Source organism: Bacteroidota bacterium (genome assembly GCA_013696965.1).
GTDB lineage: Bacteria > Bacteroidota > Bacteroidia > JACCXN01 > JACCXN01 > JACCXN01.
Genome location: JACCXN010000072.1, coordinates 1 through 23,854, shown reverse-complemented (window position 1 = coordinate 23,854; position 23,854 = coordinate 1). Strand labels below are relative to the sequence as shown.

The window sequence follows — 23,854 nt, the reverse complement described above, 5'->3', positions numbered from 1 at the left end:
AGATAATTTATACCATCCTAAATTACAACAGCCTTTATGACTAAAAACTTTTAATGTTTTATAATTTTAAACTGCTTCCTTTCCACTCCATAATCAATAGAAATAACATATAAACCCTGTTTAAAATTTTGCATTGGAATTTCAAATTTATTTTGATTGCCTGAGGTTTTATAAAGTACCTCTCCTAATAGGTTTTTAAGAACTATAGTTACTTGTTTTTGTTCAGGAAGCTGAATGGTTAAAATATCATGGGCAGGGTTAGGAAAGAGATCGGCATTAATATCCATTTCAGTTGCCTCAACAATTGTAGGTACATAGGCCTCATCCACAACAATATTTGAAGATGTAGTTCCAAAATAATTACTACTACCCAAGTAACAAAATAATTTTTTGTTGGCCTTCACCTGATAATGAAAAAGGCTATCCAGATTTGTGTCAACGTAAATTAAAACTGAAACACCAATAGAATCAACCAAACGCATCTTCCCTTTATCTGTTCCTTTATAAATATGATAGCTATGAATATCCATCCCTTCATAAGGCTCCCACTCAAGTAAATTACTTGTGCCTTCCTTTCTTATTTTTAGCAGAATTGGCTTATGGGCAACACTAACTGGTGATTCAAGGCCACAAGTATCAACCTTTGAAATGGAATATAAATAAGCTTTGGTTGAAGGTGTAGAATTTTCATCAACAAATTGAACATTTAAATAATTTTTGTAATCTTCAAACAAAACATCTACAGTATCTCCTGTTGCTTTATCTATTTTGTATATTTTATAATTCTTTGTACTATAATCAAAATTCAAAGTGCCATAAATTATTTGTTTATCATTTTCATAAGTTATCAGGCATAAATTGTGTACAGAACTATTTTCTTTATGTAAAATTGAAATTGGAGATGAGTATGAAATGCAATTATTCTTATCCTTCACCTTTACGGTATATCTGTTTAGCTCAGAAACTTCTATTTTCTGAGTTTTAGAACCATTACTCCACTCATAATCCACAAAGCCAGGGCCTGCATCAAGTTGAAAGACCTGATCTGGGCAAATAATCCTGTTAAATGGATGGTGTGGTACATCATTAATACTTGGAGGAGTACAGTTTTTATCATTCAGTTTGATTAAAAAATGTCCAGAATAGTAAAAAGAAGTACCACTGCTTGAAATACTATCAGCTAGTATTACATCTTTGCCAATATGTGCTTGCCTTTCATTAAAAGCACCATATACAAATACATTTCCCTGATTATCCTGAATAATTTTCCGTAGCCATACTCCCATTATCCTTGCCTCACCCAAAAGTTGGTTATTTTCATCCATCTTCTTTATCACCTGATAACCAGAATTGCTGCCAGGGCAAGGGCAGCCATTTGCCCCTTCTTTACCAACAAACCATATGGAATTGTTACGGAAAAAAATATCACTATAACCCCCATCCCTATTTTGCCCTGTCCATAATGTACTTGCATTCGAATTACTTAACCTGCTGATACTGCCATCTCCACCATATTTAAAAGAGCAGTAACTTCTGGTATAAATATCTCACTTGCTGTCGGCTACAAGATTTCCATTGCTCCATCCGTTATAACAGGATGGCCCAATCAAATACCTCGACCATAGGGTATCAAGATTTTCATTAAATTTTATGATATATCTTCCTGCTAAAGGGCCATCAATAGTATCACCATACCAATGGGCGCCTTCTCTGTCCCCAAGAACAAAAATTTCATTATTCTTGTCGCAGGTTATTTCTATTCCTCTATTTGAATGGATTCTTTCAGGAATAAAATCAACAAGTTTGTTTTTTATATTATGCCCATTTAAATTAAAAATGCCTAAAAACATTGGAAGGGGTTCACTGCCTTTATACTGGCTGTTTACAAAAAGAGAATCAGCTACAGAACCTGTTATCAGCAAATTTGTGCTATTGGCATACATGCTTATGCCCATTCCAAAATCAGATTTACCTCCTCCGAAAGTACTAACCCAATAAATATTGCCATTTAAGTCCATTTTCCCTACCATACCATCATATTCGCCCATACTATTAAAAGCAACTCCATTTAGATTAAGAGAACCTGCAAAACAGCCAGTAAAATAAAAGGCATTATCACCATCAAAAATCATTTTAACGATATAAAATGGAAGCTTCCACCTTTTTTCAAATATTAATTCGCCTTCATCGGAATATTTTTGAATAAAGGAACCTACAGTATCATTTATAACCTGGCCAGGATCATTGATGTTCCAGTTTCTGTAATATGAGCCATAGAGATAAACATTTCCGGAATTATCATATAACATTCCATGTGGATTCCAAAAAGGAATACTAATCTTCTTTGCCCACTCTATCTCCTGTGCATAAAGATTTACCTGCATTAAAAACATAAGGAAAAACAGATACAGCCTTTTCATTTTTTAAGTATTAATTACTTAAATTTTTCTAAAATCATACCCTTTTATCCATTAAAGAAAAATCAGCAATTCCAGAAATGTTTATCTACACCAAAAACCGTTTGAGTATTGGGTAGAATCGGGATTAGGAAAACATTTTTTAGCTTCTGCAGAAGGTTTCCCCCACCTTGGGCAATTCCGTCAGCCACTTTACTACCTGAATTCTAAATATCACAAATTGCGAAGGTGTTTTTTTGGCTAAATTTTATGGAGAAGAAGAGGTATGTATTGATAGCCGAATGGTTAATTAGATTTAATGCTGAAAAACAGAAGATTTGAACTTAGTTATGAGGAAATTAATAACTGAAGTTTCGGAGTTGATTTAATTGCCTTAATTTCAGTATATTAAAAAAATACAACAGCGCAAATTGCTAATTTTCAACAATTTGTGTTTTGCCAAACAATTGAACATAAATGTGCTGGAAGCACTAATTCTATGTTTCAGTTTTTTATCTAAAATATTTTCACATACTGAAACATCAGTAAAACAAGGAATTTACAACTCCGAAACTTTAATTAATAACTGAAGTTTCGGAGCTGATTTAATTGCCTTAATTTCAGTATATTAAAAAAATACAACAACGCAAATTGCTAATTTTCAACAATGTGTGTTTTGCCAAACAATTGAACATAAATGTGCTGGAAGCACTAATTCTATGTTTCAGTTTTTTATCTAAAATATTTTTACATACTGAAACATCAGTAAAACAAGGAATTTACAACTCCGAAACTTTAATTAATAATAATACTAACATTGACTCTTCTCCATGTGCAGGTAAAGGCTCAGGACTATGAGTAGGTTTTGATAATCATTCTACAGGTAGGAAATTACAAACCTGTAAAAGAAAAAATTGATGCTCCGCTTTTTATCAATTCAAACCAAACATGTTCAATTTTTAATATAAAATGAACATGTAACGATTATATGTCCAGTTTCTGTACAACAAAACTACACATGTTCAATAAAAGGCAAATAATGGACATGTTATGATTATATGTCCAGTTTTTTATTTAATTTCGTAAACATGTTCAATAAAAGCAAATAAATGGACGTATGGCTAAATTAGATCGAAACCTCCCATATAATGAATTACCATTGCTTCCTCCTTCTAAAAAACTGGACGAGGACCTGGAAATCCTTAAAAAACTGCTGTTGGCTTCAAGGGAATTGGCAACCGTAAATGCTAATATCCTGAGGTTGCCGAATCCTTTTATGCTCATTAATACCATTGCGCTTCAGGAGGCTAAAACATCTGTAGAAATAGAGAATATTTTTACAACTGAAGACGAATTATATAAAGCAATTTCAGATAGCGTAAAGGAGAAAGATGCTGATTTATCAACCAAAGAAGTATTGAGGTACAGAGAAGCCTTATGGGCAGGGCATGATGAACTTACAAAGAATGGCATTATACAGGAAGAAACTATTAAGAGGGTATTTCAGATGGTTAAAAATGCCCATACCGGTTTTCGCCCTCCACATGCCCTTGTGGTTATTAAGCGTGGCCCGAGTGAATTTAAACCGGGGGAAGTAATCTATACGCCACCAAGAGGAAAAGGCATCATTGAAAAACTTGTAAAAAACCTGTTGGATTATATGGATGACGATGTGCAATTTCCAGAAGACCCTTTACTGAAAATGTGTATTGCCCATTATCAATTTGAAGCAATCCACCCATTTCAGGATGGAAATGGAAGGACAGGAAGGATTTTGAACCTGCTCTACTTGGTTCAGAAAAAGCTACTTTCCCACCCTATTCTTTACCTTTCAAAATATATCATTAATAATAAGGAGGATTACTATTTTAACCTGGGCGCTGTAACACAAAGAAACGCCTGGAAGCCATGGGTACTGTATATGCTTGAAGCAGTATGCAAAACCTCTGCAATTACCAATGATTTAATCGACCAGATCATCAAACAAATGGAGTCAACATTAAGCCATGGAAAAAAGGAAATCAAATGGTACAACAAGGAAGTAAATGAGGCGCTTTTTTATCAACCTTATATTAAGCCTGCTGTTGTAGGAGAGGCATTAGGAAAAACCTCCAGAACAACTTTAACAAAATACATGGCGGAGTTGGTTGAGGCAGGAATTTTATCCTATAAAAAAAACGGAAAAGAAGTTTTTTACCTAAATGACAGTTTAATCCGGATTCTGGAAGAAGCTTAAAATAAAATTACTTATAATAAATCTCTTGATAAAATAAATTCAAATGGAATTGTTCATTCCTTAATTATTCGTTTTTTTTATTATTCCTTTAAGGAACTCATGAAATCGATGATTTGCTTTACCAAATCAAGATTCGGCAAAGCCAATGCTAAAGCATGTGTTTTTTTATGTATTATTCACTTGTCTTTTAATTTTTAAAGGTGTTCATGAATCTTTGATTTCACGAACTTACGTTTCGCCATGTTATATTCATTTGTATTTTCGAAAACATCCCTTTTTTGCTCACCCATCCTATGACTTTGGTATCAACTCCAACAGCCATTCTGTTTTTCACAAACCACATATAATACTAAAAATTAGGATCAGGACTTGATGGGGATGATTTTATATCGCCATAACTTTCCCGGCATTCATCAGTTGGTTAAAAATTAACTCCCCTATTCCGTGCTGGTATGCCCATAAACTATTGGTTTGCCCATTGAAACTGGCTTCACCGCCCATTTCACCCCAGGGTAAAAAGCCGGATGCAAGCCCAATTCCATAAAGCCCGGTAATAGTATTCCCATTAACATCCATTACCTGGCAGTATTTGTTGACCAGTGGTTTTTGGGAAAACATGAGCTCAACTCCTGCTTCATCATATAAAGGAATGGTATTAGGCTGATAACCAAAAGCAGGTATGATGAGTGCCGCTTCATTCAATTTCTTTTTCAGAATTTCTGAATTATCGCCACCATCATCAATTTCAAGCAGTTCTATCCTTTCTTCCCTTTGATGGCTTAAGCCGAAAAGTTTTCTTAGCAAGTCCTTTGAATCGGCACGCATGCCCCCCATCCGAAATACCCTTTGCGTTACCGGGCAAATATCCGCTTCCGTAAAATCACCATAACCTTCCGCCCACGCTTTTTCTTTTGATTCATAAAACAGTTTAAACTTTCCCCTGTGAATTAAGGAAATGGCTGCTTTTTCAAATTCAATTCCATTCATTTTATTTAACATCAGCCAAATGGATGAAAATGCACTATGAGAGCCTCCAATGACCACAACTTTATTACATTTTGCTTTTCTAATTAATACTTCCGCTTTTGATAGTCCTGGAGCGGTAAAAAATTCATCTGTCAGGAAGATTTTCTGTTCAAATTCTTTTAATTTTAATGAGGGTGTAATACTGCTATTGGCCATATTCTCAAAATCCTGTTTCCCACCCATTGCAAATACCAGGGATTCTGCTTCTATCAGGCGCTCTGTTACTTTGCCATCTTCTGTTGTTTGCATTTTAACTAAAAATTGCCCGCTTTTTTCTTTATAGATAGAAATTGCCTTTGAATTTTGAAAAATTCCGGAAGGGGAAATACCATTTATTATGTTTTTTAATGCTGCTCCAAGCCTATGTAAATATTCACCCACTAATTCCAGAGGAACAGGATTGGATGCCATTTCTGCAATAGATTTAACTTTTTCATCCGCTTGGAGATGGTTAAACCAATCGGTGCCGGTGTCATTTAAACATTCTAAAAACACTCCCCCATTAGAATCTGAATTAACCAGGTACTTCCCGATAGTACCGGATGCAAAATTGCCTGTTGACTCAATAAAAGCAAGGCCACCTTCTAATAGCTCCTTCAACTTCCCCTTTCGTATGGCATTAAAAATTATTCCTGTGCCGGCAGGCCCTGCGCCAATAATAACTGTTTTAAACTTTAGCGTGCAATTCTTCATAACCTTCTTTTTGTATGATAATTTTAATTTCAGGCTTCAGGAAATCCTGGAGAAAATCAGCAATTCTATTCGAGGCTTTTCCATCCCCATAAGGGTTATGGGTTATGTTTACCGGTTTTAAAACACAGCCTTGAAAAGCATTTTTTATCTTTTCCCGGTTTGCCCCGCATAAAAATGCAAAACCATTTTGTACGCTTTCCATACGTTCTGTGGTTTCCCTTAAAATAATCACCGGAATTTTAAAGGTAGGCGCCTCTTCCTGCAGGCCACCGGAATCTGTAATCATAATCTTTATGAATGGGTAAATACTTACCAGGTCAAAGTAATCCAGCGGGTCAATAATGGCAACATTAGCCTGTTCGCCAATTTTGGCTAGTTCCAGGCTTTTTTGGACAGAAGGGTTCGGATGCCTCAGCCAAACAAAATTATGGCCCGGGTTTTCATGAGCCAATTCTCCAATGGCCTTTATAATATTTTCCATATTAGCCCCAAAATTTTCACGCCTGTGGCATGTAATCAGCACCAGGTTTTTCTGCTGTTTAAGGTAATGCATTGGCAATTTTAAATCTTTTGCAACTTCATCCATTAACTGAACTTTTTTAATATATTCGATAGCATCAACCACCGTATTTCCGGTCATGATGATGTTTTCTGGATTTATCCCCTCTGTTAACAGGTTGTTGCTTGCCGATATAGTTGGGGTAAAATGTTTCATCGTATTCAGGCTGATGATTTTTCTGTAATATTCCTCCGGAAAAGGATTCTCCAGGTTATTTGTCCTAAGACCTGCTTCAATATGGGCAAATGGAATTTTATTATGAAAAGCAGTAACCGATGCTGCAAAAGCCGTTGCGGTATCACCCTGGGCCAGAAAAATAGCAGGTTTTTCATTTTTTACCTGAAGTTCATCTATTAATTGCTGAAACTGCACCAATGCCCTGGCGGTTAATTCATTTAAACTTTGGCCCGGAATCATTAAATCGAGTGTATAGTCTGCATCAATTCCTAAAATCCGGAAGGTGTTTTTCATTAACTCCTTATGCTGCCCGGTATTTACTACGATTAATTGTCCCCGAAGGCCACGCTTTTCCATCTCCCGGATAACGGGTGCAACCTTGATGAGCTCAGGCCTTGTTCCTATTGCCAATAATGCTTTATCCATTTTTTGCTTTGAAAGTGCTTAAATCATTTCCAACAAAATCCTTTAAGATGTTTCCTGCGATTGCATCTTTAGCCATTGCAGGAATTTCTTTTATTTGAACCAGCCCTTTATCCGCTTCAATAAAGCGCGATAATTGTGCCCCGGTATTTTTTGAACCAGTTGCATTCAAGTGTACCCCATCGAAAAGGTCAGCATCATTTAAATGAAATTCCATGGCCCTTAGGTTATAATTCACAGCCAATTGGTCAATAATTTCATTGCATGAATCGACTTTATTATTCATCCCGAAGTTATAGGGATATGCTACATTTTTAGGAAAAAAGGGCAATTTTATCAATACCACATTCCGGTTGCAGGAAAGCAACAAAGCTTTCAGGATAACTTGCCGGTATGCTATTTCAAAATCAGAAGGCAAGGTGTTTTTCTTTACATCATTGGTTCCTATCAAAATAGATATGATGCCTGGCTCAAATTGCTTTAGGTTTGAAAAGTTACTGCTAATGTAGCGTGCCAAATCCATTGCGGTATAGCCACACACCGCCAGGTTGATGACATTCCAGTTGTTTCCAAGTTTTTTTTCCAAAAGGTTTCCGGCATATTCAGGATATCCGCAATAACTTCTTGCCCCGATGGTGATGCTATCTCCGAAGCACATTAATGTTTCCCAGTTCATGTTTATTCTTATTAATAATTAAATTATTTCAGGCTTCTACCGCCAGAGGTCTATATGATTTTCTCTCGATTTCCTTAACTTTTTCTTTAACACCGGATAATTCCGTATCCCAATACGCAGCGCGCACATAAACACTTAAAGTGTAACAATTATGAAGCCCCCACAAAGTATTCATGGTAATGCCAAATGAGAGATTTTCACTTCCAAAAAACACCAGTATTCCATTTAAAATGATACCAGAAACGGTGAGTATTATAATGGTTAAATGTGGCCAGGAATGTTTTAGCGGGTGCGACTGCTGCTTATATTTAGGCGTAACTGTGAATTTCACTTTCTTGCCTGATAAAACACTGATGATTGCCTGAAGGTTTATCCAGAAAAGGCATATATAATACTGCCTGCCACGTTTTTGAGAGATTCCCCAGGAGCCTGCTGTTTCGGCTATTTTATAGATGAAATAAAAAGGAATGAATACTGCAAAAAATTCTGTAGAGCTGCAATCCACAGGCAATTGATGCGTAAAGAAAAATACGATAGGGCTAAGTAAGAATATCAGTATCCAGATGCAGGAAAAATAAGCCCAGGCTGTATGGAAATAACAAAGTTTTTGCCTCCAGCTAAGCCCTTTTTTGAATAAGGGGTTGTCGTGGAGGGCGATGTCAATAGAGCCTTCTGCATAGCGAAGCCTTTGCTTTACAAAGGTTTGCATATCCTGTGGCGAAAGCAACTTACTTTCCACGTAAGGGTGAAGCACGCTCTCCCATTTATTTTTACTGTCGCTGTGGATAACCATAGAAGAATAGAGGTCTTCTGAGGCATGAAACATAAAAGGCATTAATTCTTTGCTTTGGATTAATTCCATCCGCTTTGCCATAAGGTTTTGGTTGTCCTTTTGCATTTTCCCCTGCAGAAAGCCTTCATTGAAGGATTCACTGAATAATTTAATGGAATTGCCCATAACCGCTTCCCTTCTGTGAACAGATGCAGCGCCACAACAAAAGGACGCATTGTGGAAGTTTCTTCTACGTTGGATTACCTCATAAAACTGCCTTGGCTCACTTCCGAAGATATCTCCGCCAGTATTAATATATCCTGTTGAAAAAATAATTGCTTTCTTAAGTTTTTCAGAAGTAATGCCCAGGGCATTAATCAGGTAGGTACTTAAAGGGATTGTTTCTGTGGTATCATAAAACCAATGGCAGGTTTGCACCCAGGCAACTTTTTCCCTTTTGAAATAACCAAGGGTATTTTTTAAAAAACCTGGAAACGGCCTGTTGTCGGCATCAAGTATTACAAAAAAATCGCCAGAAGTATGTTCAATGCCGTTTTTTAAATTTCCTGCTTTATAACCGGTGTTATGTTCCCTGGAAATATACTTTACACCTTCCTCCTGGCAGAGTTTTTTTATATTTTCCTTGTGAATATTGCGCCCGTCACGCCTTCCATCATCCAAAACAAAAATATGAACAGGCATATCGTCAAAAGGATATTCCATTGCTTTGGCATCTTTGATGGTGTACCTTAGCAATTCTGCTTCTTCATTTAAAGTGGCAATAAAAACATCTATTTTAATGGGCCTGTCTTCCCTCCCGTTCAACTCCTCCACCTCTGATAAATAATGAGGTGCTGGTTGCTGTGCTGCATCTTTATTTTGCCATAAATCGAAAATAAAAAAGCAAATCCCCAAAAAGGAGAATGTTTCGGCTATGGCCAGCGGCAGTGAGAACCAGAGTGCATCAAAATTCAATGAAAAAGCCCACCTCCAGTAAAGGTAAATCAGCCCTGCTATGATTGCCAGGATTCCGGCCACCTGAAATAACCTTGCCCTGTAAATGTTATCTTTTACGGGTTTATATGGCTTACGGTGGTCGAACTGGTTGAAATAAAACTCTTTCATTACCTGGAGTAAAACCAAAATCTGTTCCCGACTGAAATTCCGGCTGCTTAAGGGGAAGATAAATAATAAGGTGTGGGCTTATTTATGAAACTTGTGGATTTGGTTCTACAGCATAAAAATTCGAATCTTTAATTACGATAAAAAAGCCAAGTTCCTATTCTTTTTGTGGATTCGCTAAGTTATTGATATATAACGATTTAAGTTAGTATCTTTGGTATTTAACCGCAAAGTTCGCAAAGGTTACGCAAAGCACTCAAAAAGTGTAAAAACCAAATTTCAAACACTTTGGTCGATTTAATTACCTCTTAAACAATAATTTTAAACACCTGAGTAATAATGGCTATTTTATTTTTCCATTAAAATATACTATTCCCTTTTTTGTTTTAAATTTCTAACTAGGCAGACCTTTCATTGCCAATTTGCCAATTGAAATGCCAGCGACAGTATAATTCTGTAACAGTAATTAAACAATACAATAATAGGCAGGAAGCACCTTGAAATCATAAATGCACAGGAGCTTTTTATAAAATCTCAAATGGATTATTTAAAATCAGTTACTTCTTAAAAACAGACTACATTTTTGGATTAACGGTGGCAATTGGAGGTAAGTGTTGTGCAAATTCAGGGACAAGCCATAGGAACAAAAAAAAGGAGATGTTTTCAGAAATAATTCATTGCTATTTCAATGAAATCAGTAATTACAGAGGATTTTAATGGGGTTTATAAAAAGTTTCGGATGAATGTGAAAAAATGTATATTTGCCCGGCCCAAAATTAAAATCTTTGTTAAAAAACAAAAAAACATACAGTGAGCAGGAGCTGGTTGATCTTTTAAAAAAGAAAGACAAAGAAGCTTTCAGCTATCTGTATGATAAATATTCAGGCGCCTTGTTCGGGGTCGTCATAAAAATACTGTCCGACCAGGAACTGGCTGAAGATGTTCTTCAGGAAGCATTTGTTAAAATATGGCAGGCAATGGAGAGCTATGATGCAAAGAAAGGTTCACTGTTTACCTGGATGCTTAATATTGCCAGGAATAAATCCATAGATAAATTACGCAGTAAAAAAACAAGGCCCGAAATCCAAGATATCGATCAGAGCGTATATACTATTGATAAAAGCCAAAACCATCAAAACAATATTCAAACAATAGGAATGAGGGAAGTTGTAAATAAACTGGGCCCTGAGTATCAAAAAGTAATCCATGCAATCTATTTTTCAGGTTACACCCATGAGGAGGCGTCAAAAGAATTAAACATTCCGTTGGGAACTGTTAAAACGAGGGTAAGGGCCGCATTAAAAGAATTAAGGAAATTATTCAATTAAATGGATGTAAAAAGTTACATATCTTCCGGAATATTGGAGGACTATATTTTAGGACAGGCTTCTGATCAAGAGAGGCGTGAGGTAGAATGTATGTCTCATATTTACCCTGAAATAAAACAGGAACTTTCAAGATTTGAAAGTGCCATGGAAGGATATGCCTTTTCCCATCAAACAACACCTCCCCCCACTCTGAAAGACAAAATTTTTAAGCAAGTTGAAGAAATAGAAGAGCAGCAAAAAAAGAAACAGGGGCCTGAATCAAAGATTATCTCAATTAATGATGCAGGCAATAACGTGAAAACAGAAAGTGCCAAAACCGGTTATCTTAAATTGGCTGTCGCTGCTTCTGTTTCAATTTTGATAGCAACAGGTTTGTTCTCTTATAACCTATACAGGAATTATGTTGGACAAAAGCAACAGATCACAAATATAACAGAAGAAAGAAATGCCGTTTCGGCATCACTATCCTCCCTACAGGAAAATTTAAACAACACAGAAGAAGAACTCGCTGTTGTGAAAGACCCGAACAACATAAAAGTGCTATTAAAAGGCCTTGAGAACAAAGCACCTGACGGACTTACCTCTGTTTACTTCAATCCCTCTGACAACAGTGTTTATTTAAGCTTAAACAACCTTCCCGAGCCCCCTTCCGGAAAACAATACCAACTATGGGCAATTGTGGAAGGCCAGCCGGTGGACATGGGTGTTTTTGAATATCGTTTGGAAACGCTGCAAAAAATGAAACAGGTTGAAAACCCCCAGGCATTTGCGGTAACCTTAGAGAAAAAGGGAGGATCTCCTTCTCCTACAATGGAAGAAATGTTTGTGCTTGGAAAAGTATAATCTCCGTTTTTTCTGCTTCTTTAAAAATCCAACTCTTTTCTTTTAGCGTATATATGATATATTTTATATCTGCCATGCTAAAAAACTTATTGATTTTCCTCTTTTCCATCCTTTTAATTGGAATGGTTTTCACCATTATACAAACAAGCCTGCAAAGCAATCTTTTTGAAGCACTTCCGGATTTAATCCGAATACCCTGGATGAAAGCTACCCTTATTGATTTCTATGCCAATGTAGCAGCGCTGTTTCTTTGGATAGCTTACAAAGAAAAAAAGCACTATAAGAAGATATTGTGGTTAATACTCTTGATTCTGCTGGGAAGTGTAGCCACCTGTATCTACATATTAAAAGAACTGTTTCAGTTAAAGGAAAAGGAGAGTATAAAAGATTTGCTCATCAAACAAAATAATTAATAGAATTTATTTAAATTTAAGGATATACCATTTTTTTTATACCCAGTTAAATTCTGTATAATTCCCGTCTTCCTAAATTTGTTCTGTCTTCTTTTTTGTAAAAAAACTTATATAAATATAATGTTGCTTATTGTTAAAATGCTATTATCGGGGCTATTGCTTACTTCATCGGTACTGTTTATTGTATGGCTAAGGCAATTAAAAACAAAAAATGCCGGCATAGTAGATGCCTGGTGGGCCTATAATTTTACTTTTCTGATCGTTCTTTTTTATTTTCTAACCTTAGGTTCTTCTATCAGGATTTTTTTATTAATAGCCATGGTAATGTTTTGGAGCATAAGGCTTGGAACTTATTTATTGATCCGAAACTCTTTTCACCGAAATAAAGAAGACATAAGATATGCTTTATTGAGAAAAGGATACGGAAAAAATGCCAATCGTAACATGCTGTCGTTTTTTTTAATCCAGGCATTTTCAAACGTGCTGCTTTCAATTCCTTTTTTGTTGGTTTTTATTGATCAGGACTCCTCTGTTTCTTTTTTTGAGATCTCCGGTTCTACCATTTGGTTGGTAGGGTTTGTTGGGGAAAGTGTGGCAGACAAACAACTTAAATCTTTTAAAAAAGAAAGTGGAAATGAAGGAAAAGTTTGTCAAAAAGGACTTTGGAAATATTCCCGCCACCCCAATTATTTTTTCGAATGGCTGATATGGGTCGGCTTTGCCGTTTATGCATTATCCTCTCCTTTTGGCTGGCTGGCTTTAACTTCACCCATTAGTATGTATTTTTTATTGAATAATGTAACAGGCATTCCTATGTTGGAGAAACTGGCAGTTTTATCAAAAGGAGAAGCATATATTAACTATCAAAAAACAACGAATGCATTTTTCCCTTGGTTCAGAATAAAATGAAAAGCGTGGTATTGTTGACCCTTCCGATTTTTCTTACCTCCTTTTTATGGAGCACAAACATCCGTAAGTCGAAAGATATTCCATACAAGGATAAAACCCTTAATGAATTTGACCCTGACAGGCATATCCTGGATATTTTTTATCCAGAACCTGGCGAAAACAAAAGAGAGGTTTTAGTATTTGTTCACGGGGGCAGTTGGAACACAGGAAGTAAAAACCGATTTCATTTTATCGGTAATAGAATGGCAAAAAAAGGCATTGTTACGGTTTTGATAAACTACCGTTTAAGTCCTTCCGTTAAATATGATAAGATGGCAGAGGACTGTGCTGCTGCAACAGACTGGGTTTACAAAAACATTTCAAAATTCGGTGGCGATCCTAAAAAAATAACTGTTGCAGGGCATTCGGCCGGGGGCCATCTTGTCGCTTTAATTACTTTAGGAAATACGTTTAAAGATTTAAACCTTAACAACCCTATAAAAAAGACCATACTTATTGATGCCTTTGGTCTGGATATGGTTTCTTATTTTGAACAATACAACAATAATTATAGCAAATCTTTAAGAGCAGTTTTTACAACCGATCCCCGTATATGGCGAAAGGCCTCCCCGATTTATCATATCCCCAAAGAAGGATCTGTTCCTTTTCTCGTTTTTACAGGATCTAAAACGTATAAAACTATTTCTGAAAGTAGCGAAATGTTCTGCCATAAGCTCAATGAATCCGGTAACTTCTGCTCATTAAAAGTAATAAAAGGAAGAAATCATTTCGGAATGATCGCCCAGCTTTATTTCAGGAACAACCCTATGGGCCGGGATATTCTTTCTTTTCTCAAAGAACCTTATTTTCCAGAAAAAGAATAAATTTTTTCATTTTTCAAATCCAAATAAGAAAACCACACGTAAGTTTAAAAAAAAGCTTGTTAAACATGTGGTACGATAAACTACTTTCCAATAATTTGGTCCCTGAACGGTTGATCAGAAAAAACATCAAAAAATTATTGATCCAAAGGCTCCGGGAGGAAGAAAATGCTTCAGGGCATGACCTTAAAAAACACATTGGTTTTTTAGTTGATGAACTCAAAGAAAACCCCATAGCTGTTAATACCAAAGCTGCTAACGAGCAGCATTATGAGCTTCCAACGGAGTTTTTCAAATATGTGCTAGGACCATATATGAAATACAGTTGCGGATCTTGGGAAAACAACGCTACTAGTCTGATTGAATCAGAATGTGAAATGCTGGCACTAACTTGTCAAAGAGCAGATTTAAAGGAAGGACAGGATGTTTTGGAATTAGGTTGTGGCTGGGGCTCTCTTTCTCTTTTCATGGCCCAGAATTTTCCTTCGAGCAGGTTCACCGTTGTTTCAAATTCAAGCACCCAGAAAATACATATCGATAAACAAATAGCAGAAAGGAAATTGAAAAACCTGGAAGTTATTACTGCTGACATGAATACGTTTGACATAGAAAAAAGATTTGACAGGGTGGTTTCCGTAGAAATGTTCGAACACATGCGAAACTATCAGAAACTAATGAAAAATATATCGAAATGGCTTAAGGAAGATGGAAAGCTGTTCGTACACATTTTTACCCACCATAAATATGCTTACAAGTTTGAAGTAAAGGACGAGAGCGACTGGATGTCCAAATATTTTTTTACAGGGGGAATTATGCCTAGCGATGATCTCCTGTTTTATTTTGACGACCACTTCCAAAAAAACAAGCATTGGAGGGTAAATGGCATCAACTACAGCAAAACCGCAGAGGCTTGGTTGGAAAATATGGATAAAAACAAGAAAAAAATTATACCCATCATGAACAAAACCTATGGAAAAGACAAAGGAATGCTATGGTTGGCGTATTGGAGGATATTCTTTATGTCGTGTGCCGAGTTGTGGGGCTTTAACGGAGGAAATGAATGGATGGTAAGCCATTATCTTTTTAATAAAAAACCATAACGGAAATGGGGAAGTTTTTAATTATTATCGTTGCTTATGCATTAGGCCAGGCAACCGGCTTAAAAACAGAAACGTATTCAGGCTATGCATATGAGATAGGTTCCAAAAAATTTATTTACAAAGAAACACACACCGAAATGTTTGAAAATGGAAAACATGCCGGCACCGAAACAAAATATTATGATTCCAAAAACAAATTGGTAGCTCAGCGAAACCTTGATTTTTCAAAATCCAGGCACACCCCCGATTTTAAAACTTCCGATCTGCTAACAGGATACCAGGAAGGGGCAATTGTGGACGGAAACAAGGTGAGGCTATTTGTAAAATCGAATGAGAAGGAGCCAATCCGTGAAAAGACCCTAACGGTGCCGGAACCTTTTACTGTTGATGGTGGGTTTAACTATTATATAAAAGACCATTGGTCGGAGTTGATGGAAGGGAAGGTGCTCGTATTTAATTTTACGGTGTCATCCGAACTTAATTATTTTCAATTAAGGGCAAGGTTAGTAAAGGATGGTTCTGTTGGTAACGATAAAGCCAAGGTTATAGTAGAACCGAACAATGTAATGTTCAGGTGGCTTTCTGATCCCATTTCCATTACTTATGATATGGCAACAAAGCGGATATTGATTTATGAAGGAAAATCCAACCTGAGCAATAACTCGGGAAAGAATTACCTGGCACGGCTTATTTATCCTGAACAAGGCCCATAAGCTAAAATCATTATACATGAATTTTCTGTAAAAATCAGTAAATCAATATTTACAAACACAATACATTGCAAAAACAATTATGGAATGAACAATTCCATGTGACGGTAAACGATTATTGCCCATGAAAATAAAAACAGCGATTATAGGAACAGGAATATCGGGTATGGCTTGTGCACATTTCCTGCAAGACGATCAGGAGATTACCCTTTTTGAAAAGAACAATTATGTTGGTGGCCATACCAATACGATAGACGTTAATGAAAATGGAAGTAATATACCTATTGATACTGGTTTTATGGTCTTCAACAAAGTTAACTATCCAAACCTTATTGTTTTGTTCGAAGAACTCGGGGTGCCTATAAAAAAAACAGCTATGTCCTTTAGTGTTCAGCATCTTCCGAGTGGGTTAGAATACAGCGGAACAGGCTTTGATGGCCTTTTTGCCCAAAGAAAAAATTTTTTCAACCCTGGTCACTTAAAAATGCTGATGCAAATTAACCGCTTTAACAAACAAAGCGTGATTGACATGGAATCATCGGAATTCAGTAACGATAGCTTGTATGAATACATCAAAAAGAGAAATTATGGCGCTGATATGATGTTCAAATATCTGTTGCCGATGAGTTCTGCACTCTGGTCAACACCTACCGATATCAGTATGCAATTCCCGGCAATCGCACTTGTAAGGTTTTTTAAAAACCATGGGTTTCTCGGGTTGGATACCCAGCATGAATGGTACACGGTTTCGGGAGGAAGCAAAGAATACAAGGAAAGGCTTGTTGCATCATTTAAGGATAAGATTAAAATCAATGAAGGTGCAAAAAAAGTGATCAGAAAAGAGAATAATAAGGTAACAGTAATATCTGAAAGCGGGAACCATTATGAATTTGACCAGGTGATTTTCGCCTGTCATGCAGATCAGGTGTTGCCAATACTGGAGAACCCGACTAAACAGGAAACAGCCATGCTCGGCAATTTCAGTTACCAAAAAAACATAGCCACATTGCATACCGATTCTTCGGTAATGCCTAAAAACAAAAAGACATGGTCTTCCTGGAACTACCGGATTGAGAGTAAAAAAGGCAAACTTTCGCCCTCCACTGTTTATTTCATGAACAGTTTACAGCAGGTTTCCCAAAATCAAAATTACTTTGTTTCTATAAATGATCCTGGAAATGTAGACCCCAAAAAAACCATTAAAGTGATTGAATATGACCATCCTATCTTTACGGTTAAAGCAATGGAAACACAAAAAAGCTTGGGTAAGTTAAATGAGTCAGGTCCTGTTTTTTACTGCGGAAGCTATTTCAGATACGGTTTTCACGAAGATGCTTTTACAAGTTCCGTGGAATTATGCAAAAAAATCCTTGGCCAGAACCACCCGAAAGTGAAAAAATATGAAACTCCATTATTCAGTAAAAGTTTAACTAGCGCTTAATGAAGAATTCCTGCCTATATAAATGTACGGTTATGCATAACCGGCTGAAACCAAAACAAAATCGGTTTCACTATAGTATTTTTATGTTTTATATAGACCTGGATGAGATTAACGAAATAACAAAAAAAATCCTGCTGATAAGTCGCAACCGCTTTAATTATTTTAATTTCAGGGATGCCGATCACTTGCAGTTTCCTGCAAAAAGGCCCGACACATCAAAAAACACAAAAGAGCAAATTTCCGGTTACCTGAAAGAACAAGGGATTGATATTAAAGATGGCAAAATAATGTTGTTGACCAATCTTTGCACTTTAGGATATCAATTTAACCCCGTATCCTTATATTACTGCTTTAACAATGAAAACCAACCCATTTGCACCATAGTGGAAACCTGCAATACCTTCCGTGAGATGAAGCCTTACTTTATAGGCCCTGAAAATTATATGCGCAATATATTTCATCTAAACACCACCAAATATTTTTATGTTTCGCCTTTCATCGACCACGATACCCAATTTGATTTTAATTTAGGAGTCCCTTCTGAAAAATTAAATATCCGGATTGATGATCATAAAGATGGGGAGCGTTTTTTTGTAAGCACCCTTACAGGCAAAAGAAAGTCTTTGACCAATTACAATGTTTTTCGCTTTGCCTTTCGTTTTCCGCTTATCACATTAAAAGTGATTACCCTGATCCATTGGCAGGCAGTTATTTTACTGTTAAAAAAATTACCATACCATAAAAAATCTGAACATAAAGAATTACAACAGGATGTTTACCGTCCTCATCATCAATAACGCTAAATTATGAAATAGCCATGCACGAACCGTTCACAAACGCTAATGAATACAGCATGGCTATCCCGATAAATCGGGATGACAGTTAAAAAAATAAATTATATACATATGAAAGCTGCAAGTATTATTTTAAAAAGGAAGGAAAATATCTGGCAAAATATTGTTTTGCAGATTTTTCAAAAAATGCAAACAGGAAATTTAACAATAACGCTACCGAACGGAGAAACAATAGCTACCGGCAATACGGCTGAAACGTTACAGGCAGACATAAGGATAACAAGGCCTGAGTTCTTTAAAAAATGTGTTTTATATGGAGATGTGGGTTTTGGAGAAGCTTACGTGGATGGGGACTGGGAATCAACAAACATAACCAATCTTATCTCCTGGTTCTTGTCCAATATTGATAATGCACCCACAATTTCAGGAAACAAGCTGAATATGTTTTCAGTGAACGTGCTGAAATTTTTCAACATCAACAAGCATTTTTTTCGCTCTAATACATTAAATGGCTCAAGAAAAAACATCAGCGACCATTACGACCTGAACAATGATTTCTTTTCGCTGTTTTTGGATGAAACAATGACCTATTCCTCTGCTTATTTTAAAGAAGACGATATGCCTTTGAAAGAAGCCCAATATGCAAAATATGAAGCCCTTTGTAGGAGGGTTAAGTTAAAATCTTCTGATCATGTTCTTGAAATAGGAACTGGCTGGGGCGGCAATGCCATTTATATGGCCGGAAAATACGGATGCAGGGTAACAACTACCACTATTTCTGAGGAACAACATAAAATGGCATGTGAAAAAGTAAAACTGGCAGGGCTTGAGGATAAGGTAACGGTTCTTCTCCAGGATTACAGGGAACTAAAAGGTTCTTATGACAAGATTGTTTCCATTGAAATGCTTGAAGCAGTAGGGCATAATTTCCTGGAATCCTATTTTAGGCAATGCCATCACCTGTTGAAGAAAGATGGTTTGTTAGGGTTGCAGGTAATTACCTGTCCAGATAGTAGATATGAGAGTTTACGGGGCAATGTGGACTGGATACAAAAATATATTTTTCCAGGCTCTTTATTGCCTTCCATTGCTGCAATCAATAAAGCAGTTAACAACACAAGCGATCTCACACTTGTTAATTTGGAGGAAATGGGGCTTCATTATGCAAAAACACTTCGTTTCTGGCTGGAGTCTTTCAATTCCAACTGGTACAACATTAACAGGCTTGGATTCAACAATACCTTTAAAAGGAAGTGGAATTATTATATGTGCTATTGCGAGGCCGCTTTTCTGATGCGTAATATCAATGTAATGCAAATGGTCTATTCAAGGCCTAACAACAAAAATATGTAAATAATAAACCACCAACCATGGCTATACTCAAATTATTTTCAATACTCATAATGATAAATTCTATTTTTCTGTTGAAAGACGTAGATAATAAATTTGTGGCGACTAACAATCCCTCTTCCGTTTATGATATAGAATTAACAGATATAAAAGGGGAACCTTTTAAGTTGGGCAAATTCCAGGGGAAAAAGATATTACTGGTAAACGTAGCATCGGAATGCGGCTATACCAAACAATATAAAGATTTACAAAAGCTGCATGAATATTATAAAGAAAAGTTGGTGGTAATCGGGCTTCCCTGTAATCAATTCTTAAAACAAGAATCCGGGAACGAAGCAGAAATAGCCTCATTCTGTGAGAAGAACTTTGGTATTACTTTTATCCTGACACAAAAAATCATTGTAAAGGGAAAAGGTCAGCACCCGCTTTATAAATGGCTAACTGTAAAAGAGCTAAACGGACAATTTGATTCTTCTGTCAAATGGAATTTTCAGAAATACCTTTTAGATGGATCTGGTAAATTGATAAAGGTGTTTTATTCGAAAACAAATCCTATGAGCAGTGAATTAACAGAACTTCTTTAATTGAAAAAATATCTTCAGAAAAAACTGTTACAGCCGCTGACCCTATTGTTAAAACAGGGTATTTCTCCGTCCCGACTTTCCCTGGCCGTTACTTTCGGAACCATATTGGCCATCATACCCCTTTTCGGATCCTCTACTATCCTTTGCTTAATCGCTATTGCGGCATTCCGCCTGAACCCTTTGGCCATTATGCTTGTAAACCAATTTGCTTACCCCTTGCAATTTGCTTTATACATACCTTTTATGTTTTTAGGAGAAAAAATTTTTAATGCCTCTTCTTTTTCGGTTTCAATCGGTGATATTTTTGAACTGTTTTCAAAAGATCCGGCCCAGGCAATTTCCCTTTTGTTTTGGCCTACCCTTCATGCCCTTACGGCTTGGTTAATAATTGGTATACCACTGTTTTTTATATTGTTTCACCTCATCAAAAGGATTATTTTAAAATTGGGTTTCTGATATCCATTAGAAGATTATTCTACTAAACGGGAAATTAACTCCCCGTTTAGTAGAATAATTTCTCATTGTTTAAAAATCAAAAAACTTTCCCTTAATATCCAATATTATAATAAAGGGCATTGATGTTTTTGGCCAAGGGTTTTTTAAATGGGCATGATATTTTAAAGAAAAGTTTCCCGGTAAAATCCAAACTGGCTTTTTTATCGTAGGTGTTTGAAAAGAATCATTATTTATTAATTTAAAAACTATTATGAGAAAACTTACCACTAAATTAATGGCGATTGCCTTTATTTGCTTCGCATATAATGTGAATGCAGGGCATTTAAGCGCCAATCTGTTGCTTTCGGCCAAACTGGAAGGTGCGCAGGAAGTTCCGGCTGTTGCCACCAATGCCACTGGTGTTGCCAGTTTTACACTTAATGCCACCAAGGACACCATGTGTGTAAATATAAGCGTAAACGGTTTAAGTGGCAATATAACAGGCATCCATGTGCATGAAGGGGCTATGGGCGTTAATGGAAACGTTGTTACAGACCTTTCTACCTATGTTGTAGGGAACCGTATTGCTGCTACTTTAACAGGAAGTGACATTACCCCTGCGATGATTGCCAAATATTTAAAAGGAATGTATTACGTGAATGTTCACACAGCAGCTAATCCGAATGGTGAAATCAGGGGGCAACTGATGTTGGAAACGGATCATGGTTTTACCGCTGATTTGAACGGAGGCCAGGAAGTGCCACCGGTAACAACATCAGCTTACGGGTTGGGCGTTTTTAACTTATTACAAAGCCAGGATAATTTAATGTTCCATGTTGTGGTACAGGGATTAAGCGGTGCAATAACAGGTGTACACCTCCACTCCGGGGCCATGGGCGTTGCAGGAGGGGTTGTTGAAGACTTGGGGCCCTTTATGACCGGAAATGTAATAACAGGAGAAGTAGACCCGGCAGCTTATTTAAACGATCTTTTGGCCGGCAATGTTTATATTAACGTACATACTGCGGCTAATCCCAATGGTGAAATACGTGGCCAGCTTATAATGGGCAAGTATCTTATGCATGATGCCATGCTGGACGGGGCACAAGAAGTTCCTTCCGTTACAACAAATGCCATGGGTGTAGCTAGTGTTAAGCTTAATGCCACCATGGATACTTTATGGTATGATGTGGTAGCAGACGGAGACGAATTAAGTGGAGCTATTACCGGTGCACATTTTCATTCTGCTGCACCCGGAGTAGCAGGTGGTGTGGAAATTAATATTACCGACTCTATTAATGGTAACCGTATTAAAGGACGGGTTACCGGAACAACAACGCTTACTACTGCCGTAATTAATAAATTTCTTACCGGTAATATGTACCTCAATTTGCATACTGCCGCCAACCCGAATGGTGAAATAAGGGGGCAGGTTTATCGCCTTGCCAGAGAAGGATATACTTTTTCAATGGACGGGGAACAGGAAATACCTACTGTTAATACTCCGGGCAAAGGCTCAGGCTTTGTAAGCATTGACCGTAATCAAGACAATGCCCATTTTATGTTTGTTTACAATGGGTTAAGCGGTGCAAGTACTGGTACTCATTTTCATAAAGGCATGGCAGGACAAACCGGAGGCGTAATTCATGATTTGAGCAGCTTTGTTACAGAAACAAGTATGGGGAATGGCGCAGCTTTCGGCTACTTAAAATCTACTGATACTACCCCATTTACCACTGCAAGCTCCTTGTTGTTCAGAAAAGACAGTGTTTATATAAATGTTCATACCGTAGCTAACCCTAATGGAGAGATAAGGGGTGATGTAATGCGAGGAAGCACTTGCTTTCAAATTGGGGTAGGTATTAAAGAAATCAATAACTCTACTATAGGTAGTTTGGAATTGTTCCCTAACCCTGCATCAGAAAAAATAAGTGTACGTTTCGAATCGCCCTATTCCACCCAGGTGTTCATTACGGTTTATGGCATAACAGGTAACAAGGTATTCAACGAAACCCTTAATGCCGCTTCTGGTATTAATCTTTATCAGATGAACCTTGCAAAGTTGGATACAGGAATGTATTTTATAAAAATCAATAACGGAACAAATCAAACAGTTAAGCGATTTGTCAAAAAGTAATTAAGCTTTTTTACCTTATAAAAGAGAGCGGTTTATAGCCGCTCTCTTTTAGCGGGGAGCTGTTTTTATTTTTTTTCTATAATCATTTAATCCCTTCGGAATTTTATTCCTTAAGATAAAAAAACATTGAATTTAGAAAATCAATCAGCAGTGAAAGATTTTGTACAAAAGCACATGGTTGAAATTTGGGTGGAAAGCAAACTTTCTGCTTTGCCATTTCCGATTCTTAAAGAATAAGTTTAGAGTTTCTTCAGACATGCCAATTCCGGTGTTATTTGATCACGAAGTAAAACTCCGCCTTTTGGTCTGCCGCCACTTTCAAGCGAACTTAAAATACATGATAATTTTTCCTGCATTACATCAACTTTTTAATTCAGCCAACCCATATTGAATGATAAATAAACCCGAGGGGTTGTGATTAGTATAACAACATGGTAAACCCCATCTAACCAACCCCGAAGGGGTGAAATGATTATTCTATCCAGTCGAACAAGTATTTTTCATTGTATTCAATTTCAAATTTTTTGAGCAACTCCAGGTATTCCTCTTTGAATGATCGTTTTTTATGATGCTCTTCCTGATTTAATATATAATTATAAACATTCTGAATATGTGAATGAGAATAGGAAAATGACCCATATCCTTCTTGCCAGGCAAATTTGCCTTTTATCAAATTTCTATCATTGATAAAATTCGAAGAGTTGTTTTTTATATCACGAACCAAATCGGAAATTTTCATTGAGGGGCTCAATCCAATAAAGACATGTATATGGTCGGGCATTCCATTAACAATAATTGATTTTTGCTCTTTATTTGTAATGATGCCTGAAATGTATTTATGCAAATCATCTTTCCATGATTTTGCAATAA

The 23,854-nt window shown here is 36.6% G+C and carries 21 protein-coding genes; 14 read left to right on the top strand and 7 right to left on the bottom strand.

Translation table 11 applies throughout. The annotated features are described in order from the left end of the window. Positions 1-50: 50 nt before the first annotated feature. Both H0V01_10940 and H0V01_10935 read right to left on the bottom strand, forming a co-directional pair. Positions 51-1,325: a T9SS type A sorting domain-containing protein gene (locus H0V01_10940; GenBank protein MBA2583886.1), complete on the bottom strand. Its 1,275-nt coding sequence runs from the start codon at positions 1,323-1,325 to the stop codon at positions 51-53. 222 nt (positions 1,326-1,547) lie between these two features. After that, the gene (locus H0V01_10935) at positions 1,548-2,420 is read right to left on the bottom strand and encodes a hypothetical protein (GenBank protein ID MBA2583885.1); all 873 of its coding nucleotides are present in this window, start codon (positions 2,418-2,420) and stop codon (positions 1,548-1,550) included. Positions 2,421-3,513: 1,093 nt separating this feature from the next. Here H0V01_10935 and H0V01_10930 point away from each other — a divergent pair. Next, complete coding sequence (locus H0V01_10930) at positions 3,514-4,632, top strand: Fic family protein (GenBank protein MBA2583884.1); 1,119 nt, start codon at positions 3,514-3,516, stop codon at positions 4,630-4,632. A gap of 384 nt (positions 4,633-5,016) precedes the next feature. On the opposite strand, the gene H0V01_10925 is transcribed toward H0V01_10930, so the two are convergent. The 4 genes from H0V01_10925 to H0V01_10910 are packed head-to-tail and all read right to left on the bottom strand — an operon-like array spanning position 5,017 to position 10,083. Beyond that, a complete protein-coding gene (locus H0V01_10925; protein ID MBA2583883.1) occupies positions 5,017-6,351 on the bottom strand; it encodes an FAD-dependent oxidoreductase in 1,335 nt (444 codons plus the stop codon). Beyond that, positions 6,326-7,513, bottom strand: a complete 1,188-nt coding sequence (wecB, locus tag H0V01_10920; GenBank protein MBA2583882.1) for a UDP-N-acetylglucosamine 2-epimerase (non-hydrolyzing) — start codon at positions 7,511-7,513, stop codon at positions 6,326-6,328. The genes H0V01_10925 and wecB overlap by 26 nt, the downstream gene beginning before the upstream one ends. Then, a complete protein-coding gene (locus H0V01_10915) occupies positions 7,506-8,186 on the bottom strand; it encodes an SGNH/GDSL hydrolase family protein (GenBank protein MBA2583881.1) in 681 nt (226 codons plus the stop codon). Before H0V01_10915 ends, wecB begins: the two co-directional genes overlap by 8 nt. 28 nt (positions 8,187-8,214) lie before the next feature. Then, positions 8,215-10,083, bottom strand: a complete 1,869-nt coding sequence (locus H0V01_10910) for a glycosyltransferase (GenBank protein ID MBA2583880.1) — start codon at positions 10,081-10,083, stop codon at positions 8,215-8,217. Positions 10,084-10,865: 782 nt separating this feature from the next. On the opposite strand from H0V01_10910, the gene H0V01_10905 reads away from it, so the two are divergent. From H0V01_10905 to H0V01_10845, 13 genes are all read left to right on the top strand, one after another. Further along, positions 10,866-11,408, top strand: a complete 543-nt coding sequence (locus H0V01_10905) for a sigma-70 family RNA polymerase sigma factor (protein ID MBA2583879.1) — start codon at positions 10,866-10,868, stop codon at positions 11,406-11,408. Beyond that, the gene (locus H0V01_10900) at positions 11,409-12,251 is read left to right on the top strand and encodes an anti-sigma factor (GenBank protein ID MBA2583878.1); all 843 of its coding nucleotides are present in this window, start codon (positions 11,409-11,411) and stop codon (positions 12,249-12,251) included. A 53-nt stretch (positions 12,252-12,304) separates the two neighbouring features. Continuing rightward, the gene (locus H0V01_10895; protein ID MBA2583877.1) at positions 12,305-12,664 is read left to right on the top strand and encodes a DUF1475 family protein; all 360 of its coding nucleotides are present in this window, start codon (positions 12,305-12,307) and stop codon (positions 12,662-12,664) included. A gap of 138 nt (positions 12,665-12,802) precedes the next feature. Continuing rightward, positions 12,803-13,573, top strand: coding sequence for a DUF1295 domain-containing protein (locus tag H0V01_10890; GenBank protein MBA2583876.1), 771 nt, complete (start codon positions 12,803-12,805; stop codon positions 13,571-13,573). Then, on the top strand, positions 13,570-14,436 hold the full coding sequence (locus H0V01_10885) for an alpha/beta hydrolase (protein MBA2583875.1): 867 nt from the start codon (positions 13,570-13,572) through the stop codon (positions 14,434-14,436). The genes H0V01_10890 and H0V01_10885 overlap by 4 nt, the downstream gene beginning before the upstream one ends. Positions 14,437-14,501: 65 nt before the next feature. Further along, entirely contained in the window at positions 14,502-15,533 is a 1,032-nt protein-coding gene (locus tag H0V01_10880) for a class I SAM-dependent methyltransferase (protein MBA2583874.1), read from the top strand. A gap of 5 nt (positions 15,534-15,538) precedes the next feature. Next, the gene (locus H0V01_10875) at positions 15,539-16,246 is read left to right on the top strand and encodes a hypothetical protein (GenBank protein ID MBA2583873.1); all 708 of its coding nucleotides are present in this window, start codon (positions 15,539-15,541) and stop codon (positions 16,244-16,246) included. Positions 16,247-16,367: 121 nt separating this feature from the next. Then, on the top strand, positions 16,368-17,684 hold the full coding sequence (locus H0V01_10870; protein MBA2583872.1) for an FAD-dependent oxidoreductase: 1,317 nt from the start codon (positions 16,368-16,370) through the stop codon (positions 17,682-17,684). A gap of 32 nt (positions 17,685-17,716) precedes the next feature. Then, positions 17,717-18,481, top strand: a complete 765-nt coding sequence (locus H0V01_10865; protein ID MBA2583871.1) for a DUF1365 domain-containing protein — start codon at positions 17,717-17,719, stop codon at positions 18,479-18,481. A gap of 108 nt (positions 18,482-18,589) precedes the next feature. Continuing rightward, positions 18,590-19,831, top strand: a complete 1,242-nt coding sequence (locus tag H0V01_10860; GenBank protein MBA2583870.1) for a class I SAM-dependent methyltransferase — start codon at positions 18,590-18,592, stop codon at positions 19,829-19,831. A gap of 50 nt (positions 19,832-19,881) precedes the next feature. Then, positions 19,882-20,412, top strand: a complete 531-nt coding sequence (locus H0V01_10855) for a glutathione peroxidase (GenBank protein MBA2583869.1) — start codon at positions 19,882-19,884, stop codon at positions 20,410-20,412. Next, positions 20,413-20,868: a DUF2062 domain-containing protein gene (locus H0V01_10850; GenBank protein MBA2583868.1), complete on the top strand. Its 456-nt coding sequence runs from the start codon at positions 20,413-20,415 to the stop codon at positions 20,866-20,868. Between the two features lie 250 nt (positions 20,869-21,118). Then, positions 21,119-22,984 carry a CHRD domain-containing protein gene (locus H0V01_10845; protein ID MBA2583867.1) on the top strand — a complete coding sequence of 622 codons (1,866 nt, stop codon included), beginning with the start codon at positions 21,119-21,121 and terminating at the stop codon, positions 22,982-22,984. A gap of 472 nt (positions 22,985-23,456) precedes the next feature. Here H0V01_10845 and H0V01_10840 read toward each other — a convergent pair. After that, a partial coding sequence (locus tag H0V01_10840; protein ID MBA2583866.1) for a transposase occupies positions 23,457-23,854 on the bottom strand: 398 nt, incomplete at its 5' end.

Coding starts and splice junctions, on each gene's coding strand:
- wecB (MBA2583882.1), bottom strand. CDS start 7,513: ATGGATAAAGCATTATTGGCAATAGGAACAAGGCCTGAGCTCATCAAG.
- H0V01_10875 (MBA2583873.1), top strand. CDS start 15,539: ATGGGGAAGTTTTTAATTATTATCGTTGCTTATGCATTAGGCCAGGCA.
- H0V01_10900 (MBA2583878.1), top strand. CDS start 11,409: ATGGATGTAAAAAGTTACATATCTTCCGGAATATTGGAGGACTATATT.
- H0V01_10915 (MBA2583881.1), bottom strand. CDS start 8,186: ATGAACTGGGAAACATTAATGTGCTTCGGAGATAGCATCACCATCGGG.
- H0V01_10860 (MBA2583870.1), top strand. CDS start 18,590: ATGAAAGCTGCAAGTATTATTTTAAAAAGGAAGGAAAATATCTGGCAA.
- H0V01_10865 (MBA2583871.1), top strand. CDS start 17,717: ATGCATAACCGGCTGAAACCAAAACAAAATCGGTTTCACTATAGTATT.
- H0V01_10885 (MBA2583875.1), top strand. CDS start 13,570: ATGAAAAGCGTGGTATTGTTGACCCTTCCGATTTTTCTTACCTCCTTT.
- H0V01_10845 (MBA2583867.1), top strand. CDS start 21,119: ATGAGAAAACTTACCACTAAATTAATGGCGATTGCCTTTATTTGCTTC.
- H0V01_10895 (MBA2583877.1), top strand. CDS start 12,305: ATGATATATTTTATATCTGCCATGCTAAAAAACTTATTGATTTTCCTC.
- H0V01_10880 (MBA2583874.1), top strand. CDS start 14,502: ATGTGGTACGATAAACTACTTTCCAATAATTTGGTCCCTGAACGGTTG.
- H0V01_10870 (MBA2583872.1), top strand. CDS start 16,368: ATGAAAATAAAAACAGCGATTATAGGAACAGGAATATCGGGTATGGCT.
- H0V01_10855 (MBA2583869.1), top strand. CDS start 19,882: ATGATAAATTCTATTTTTCTGTTGAAAGACGTAGATAATAAATTTGTG.
- H0V01_10890 (MBA2583876.1), top strand. CDS start 12,803: ATGCTATTATCGGGGCTATTGCTTACTTCATCGGTACTGTTTATTGTA.
- H0V01_10925 (MBA2583883.1), bottom strand. CDS start 6,351: ATGAAGAATTGCACGCTAAAGTTTAAAACAGTTATTATTGGCGCAGGG.
- H0V01_10910 (MBA2583880.1), bottom strand. CDS start 10,083: ATGAAAGAGTTTTATTTCAACCAGTTCGACCACCGTAAGCCATATAAA.
- H0V01_10930 (MBA2583884.1), top strand. CDS start 3,514: ATGGCTAAATTAGATCGAAACCTCCCATATAATGAATTACCATTGCTT.
- H0V01_10940 (MBA2583886.1), bottom strand. CDS start 1,325: ATGGATGAAAATAACCAACTTTTGGGTGAGGCAAGGATAATGGGAGTA.
- H0V01_10935 (MBA2583885.1), bottom strand. CDS start 2,420: ATGAAAAGGCTGTATCTGTTTTTCCTTATGTTTTTAATGCAGGTAAAT.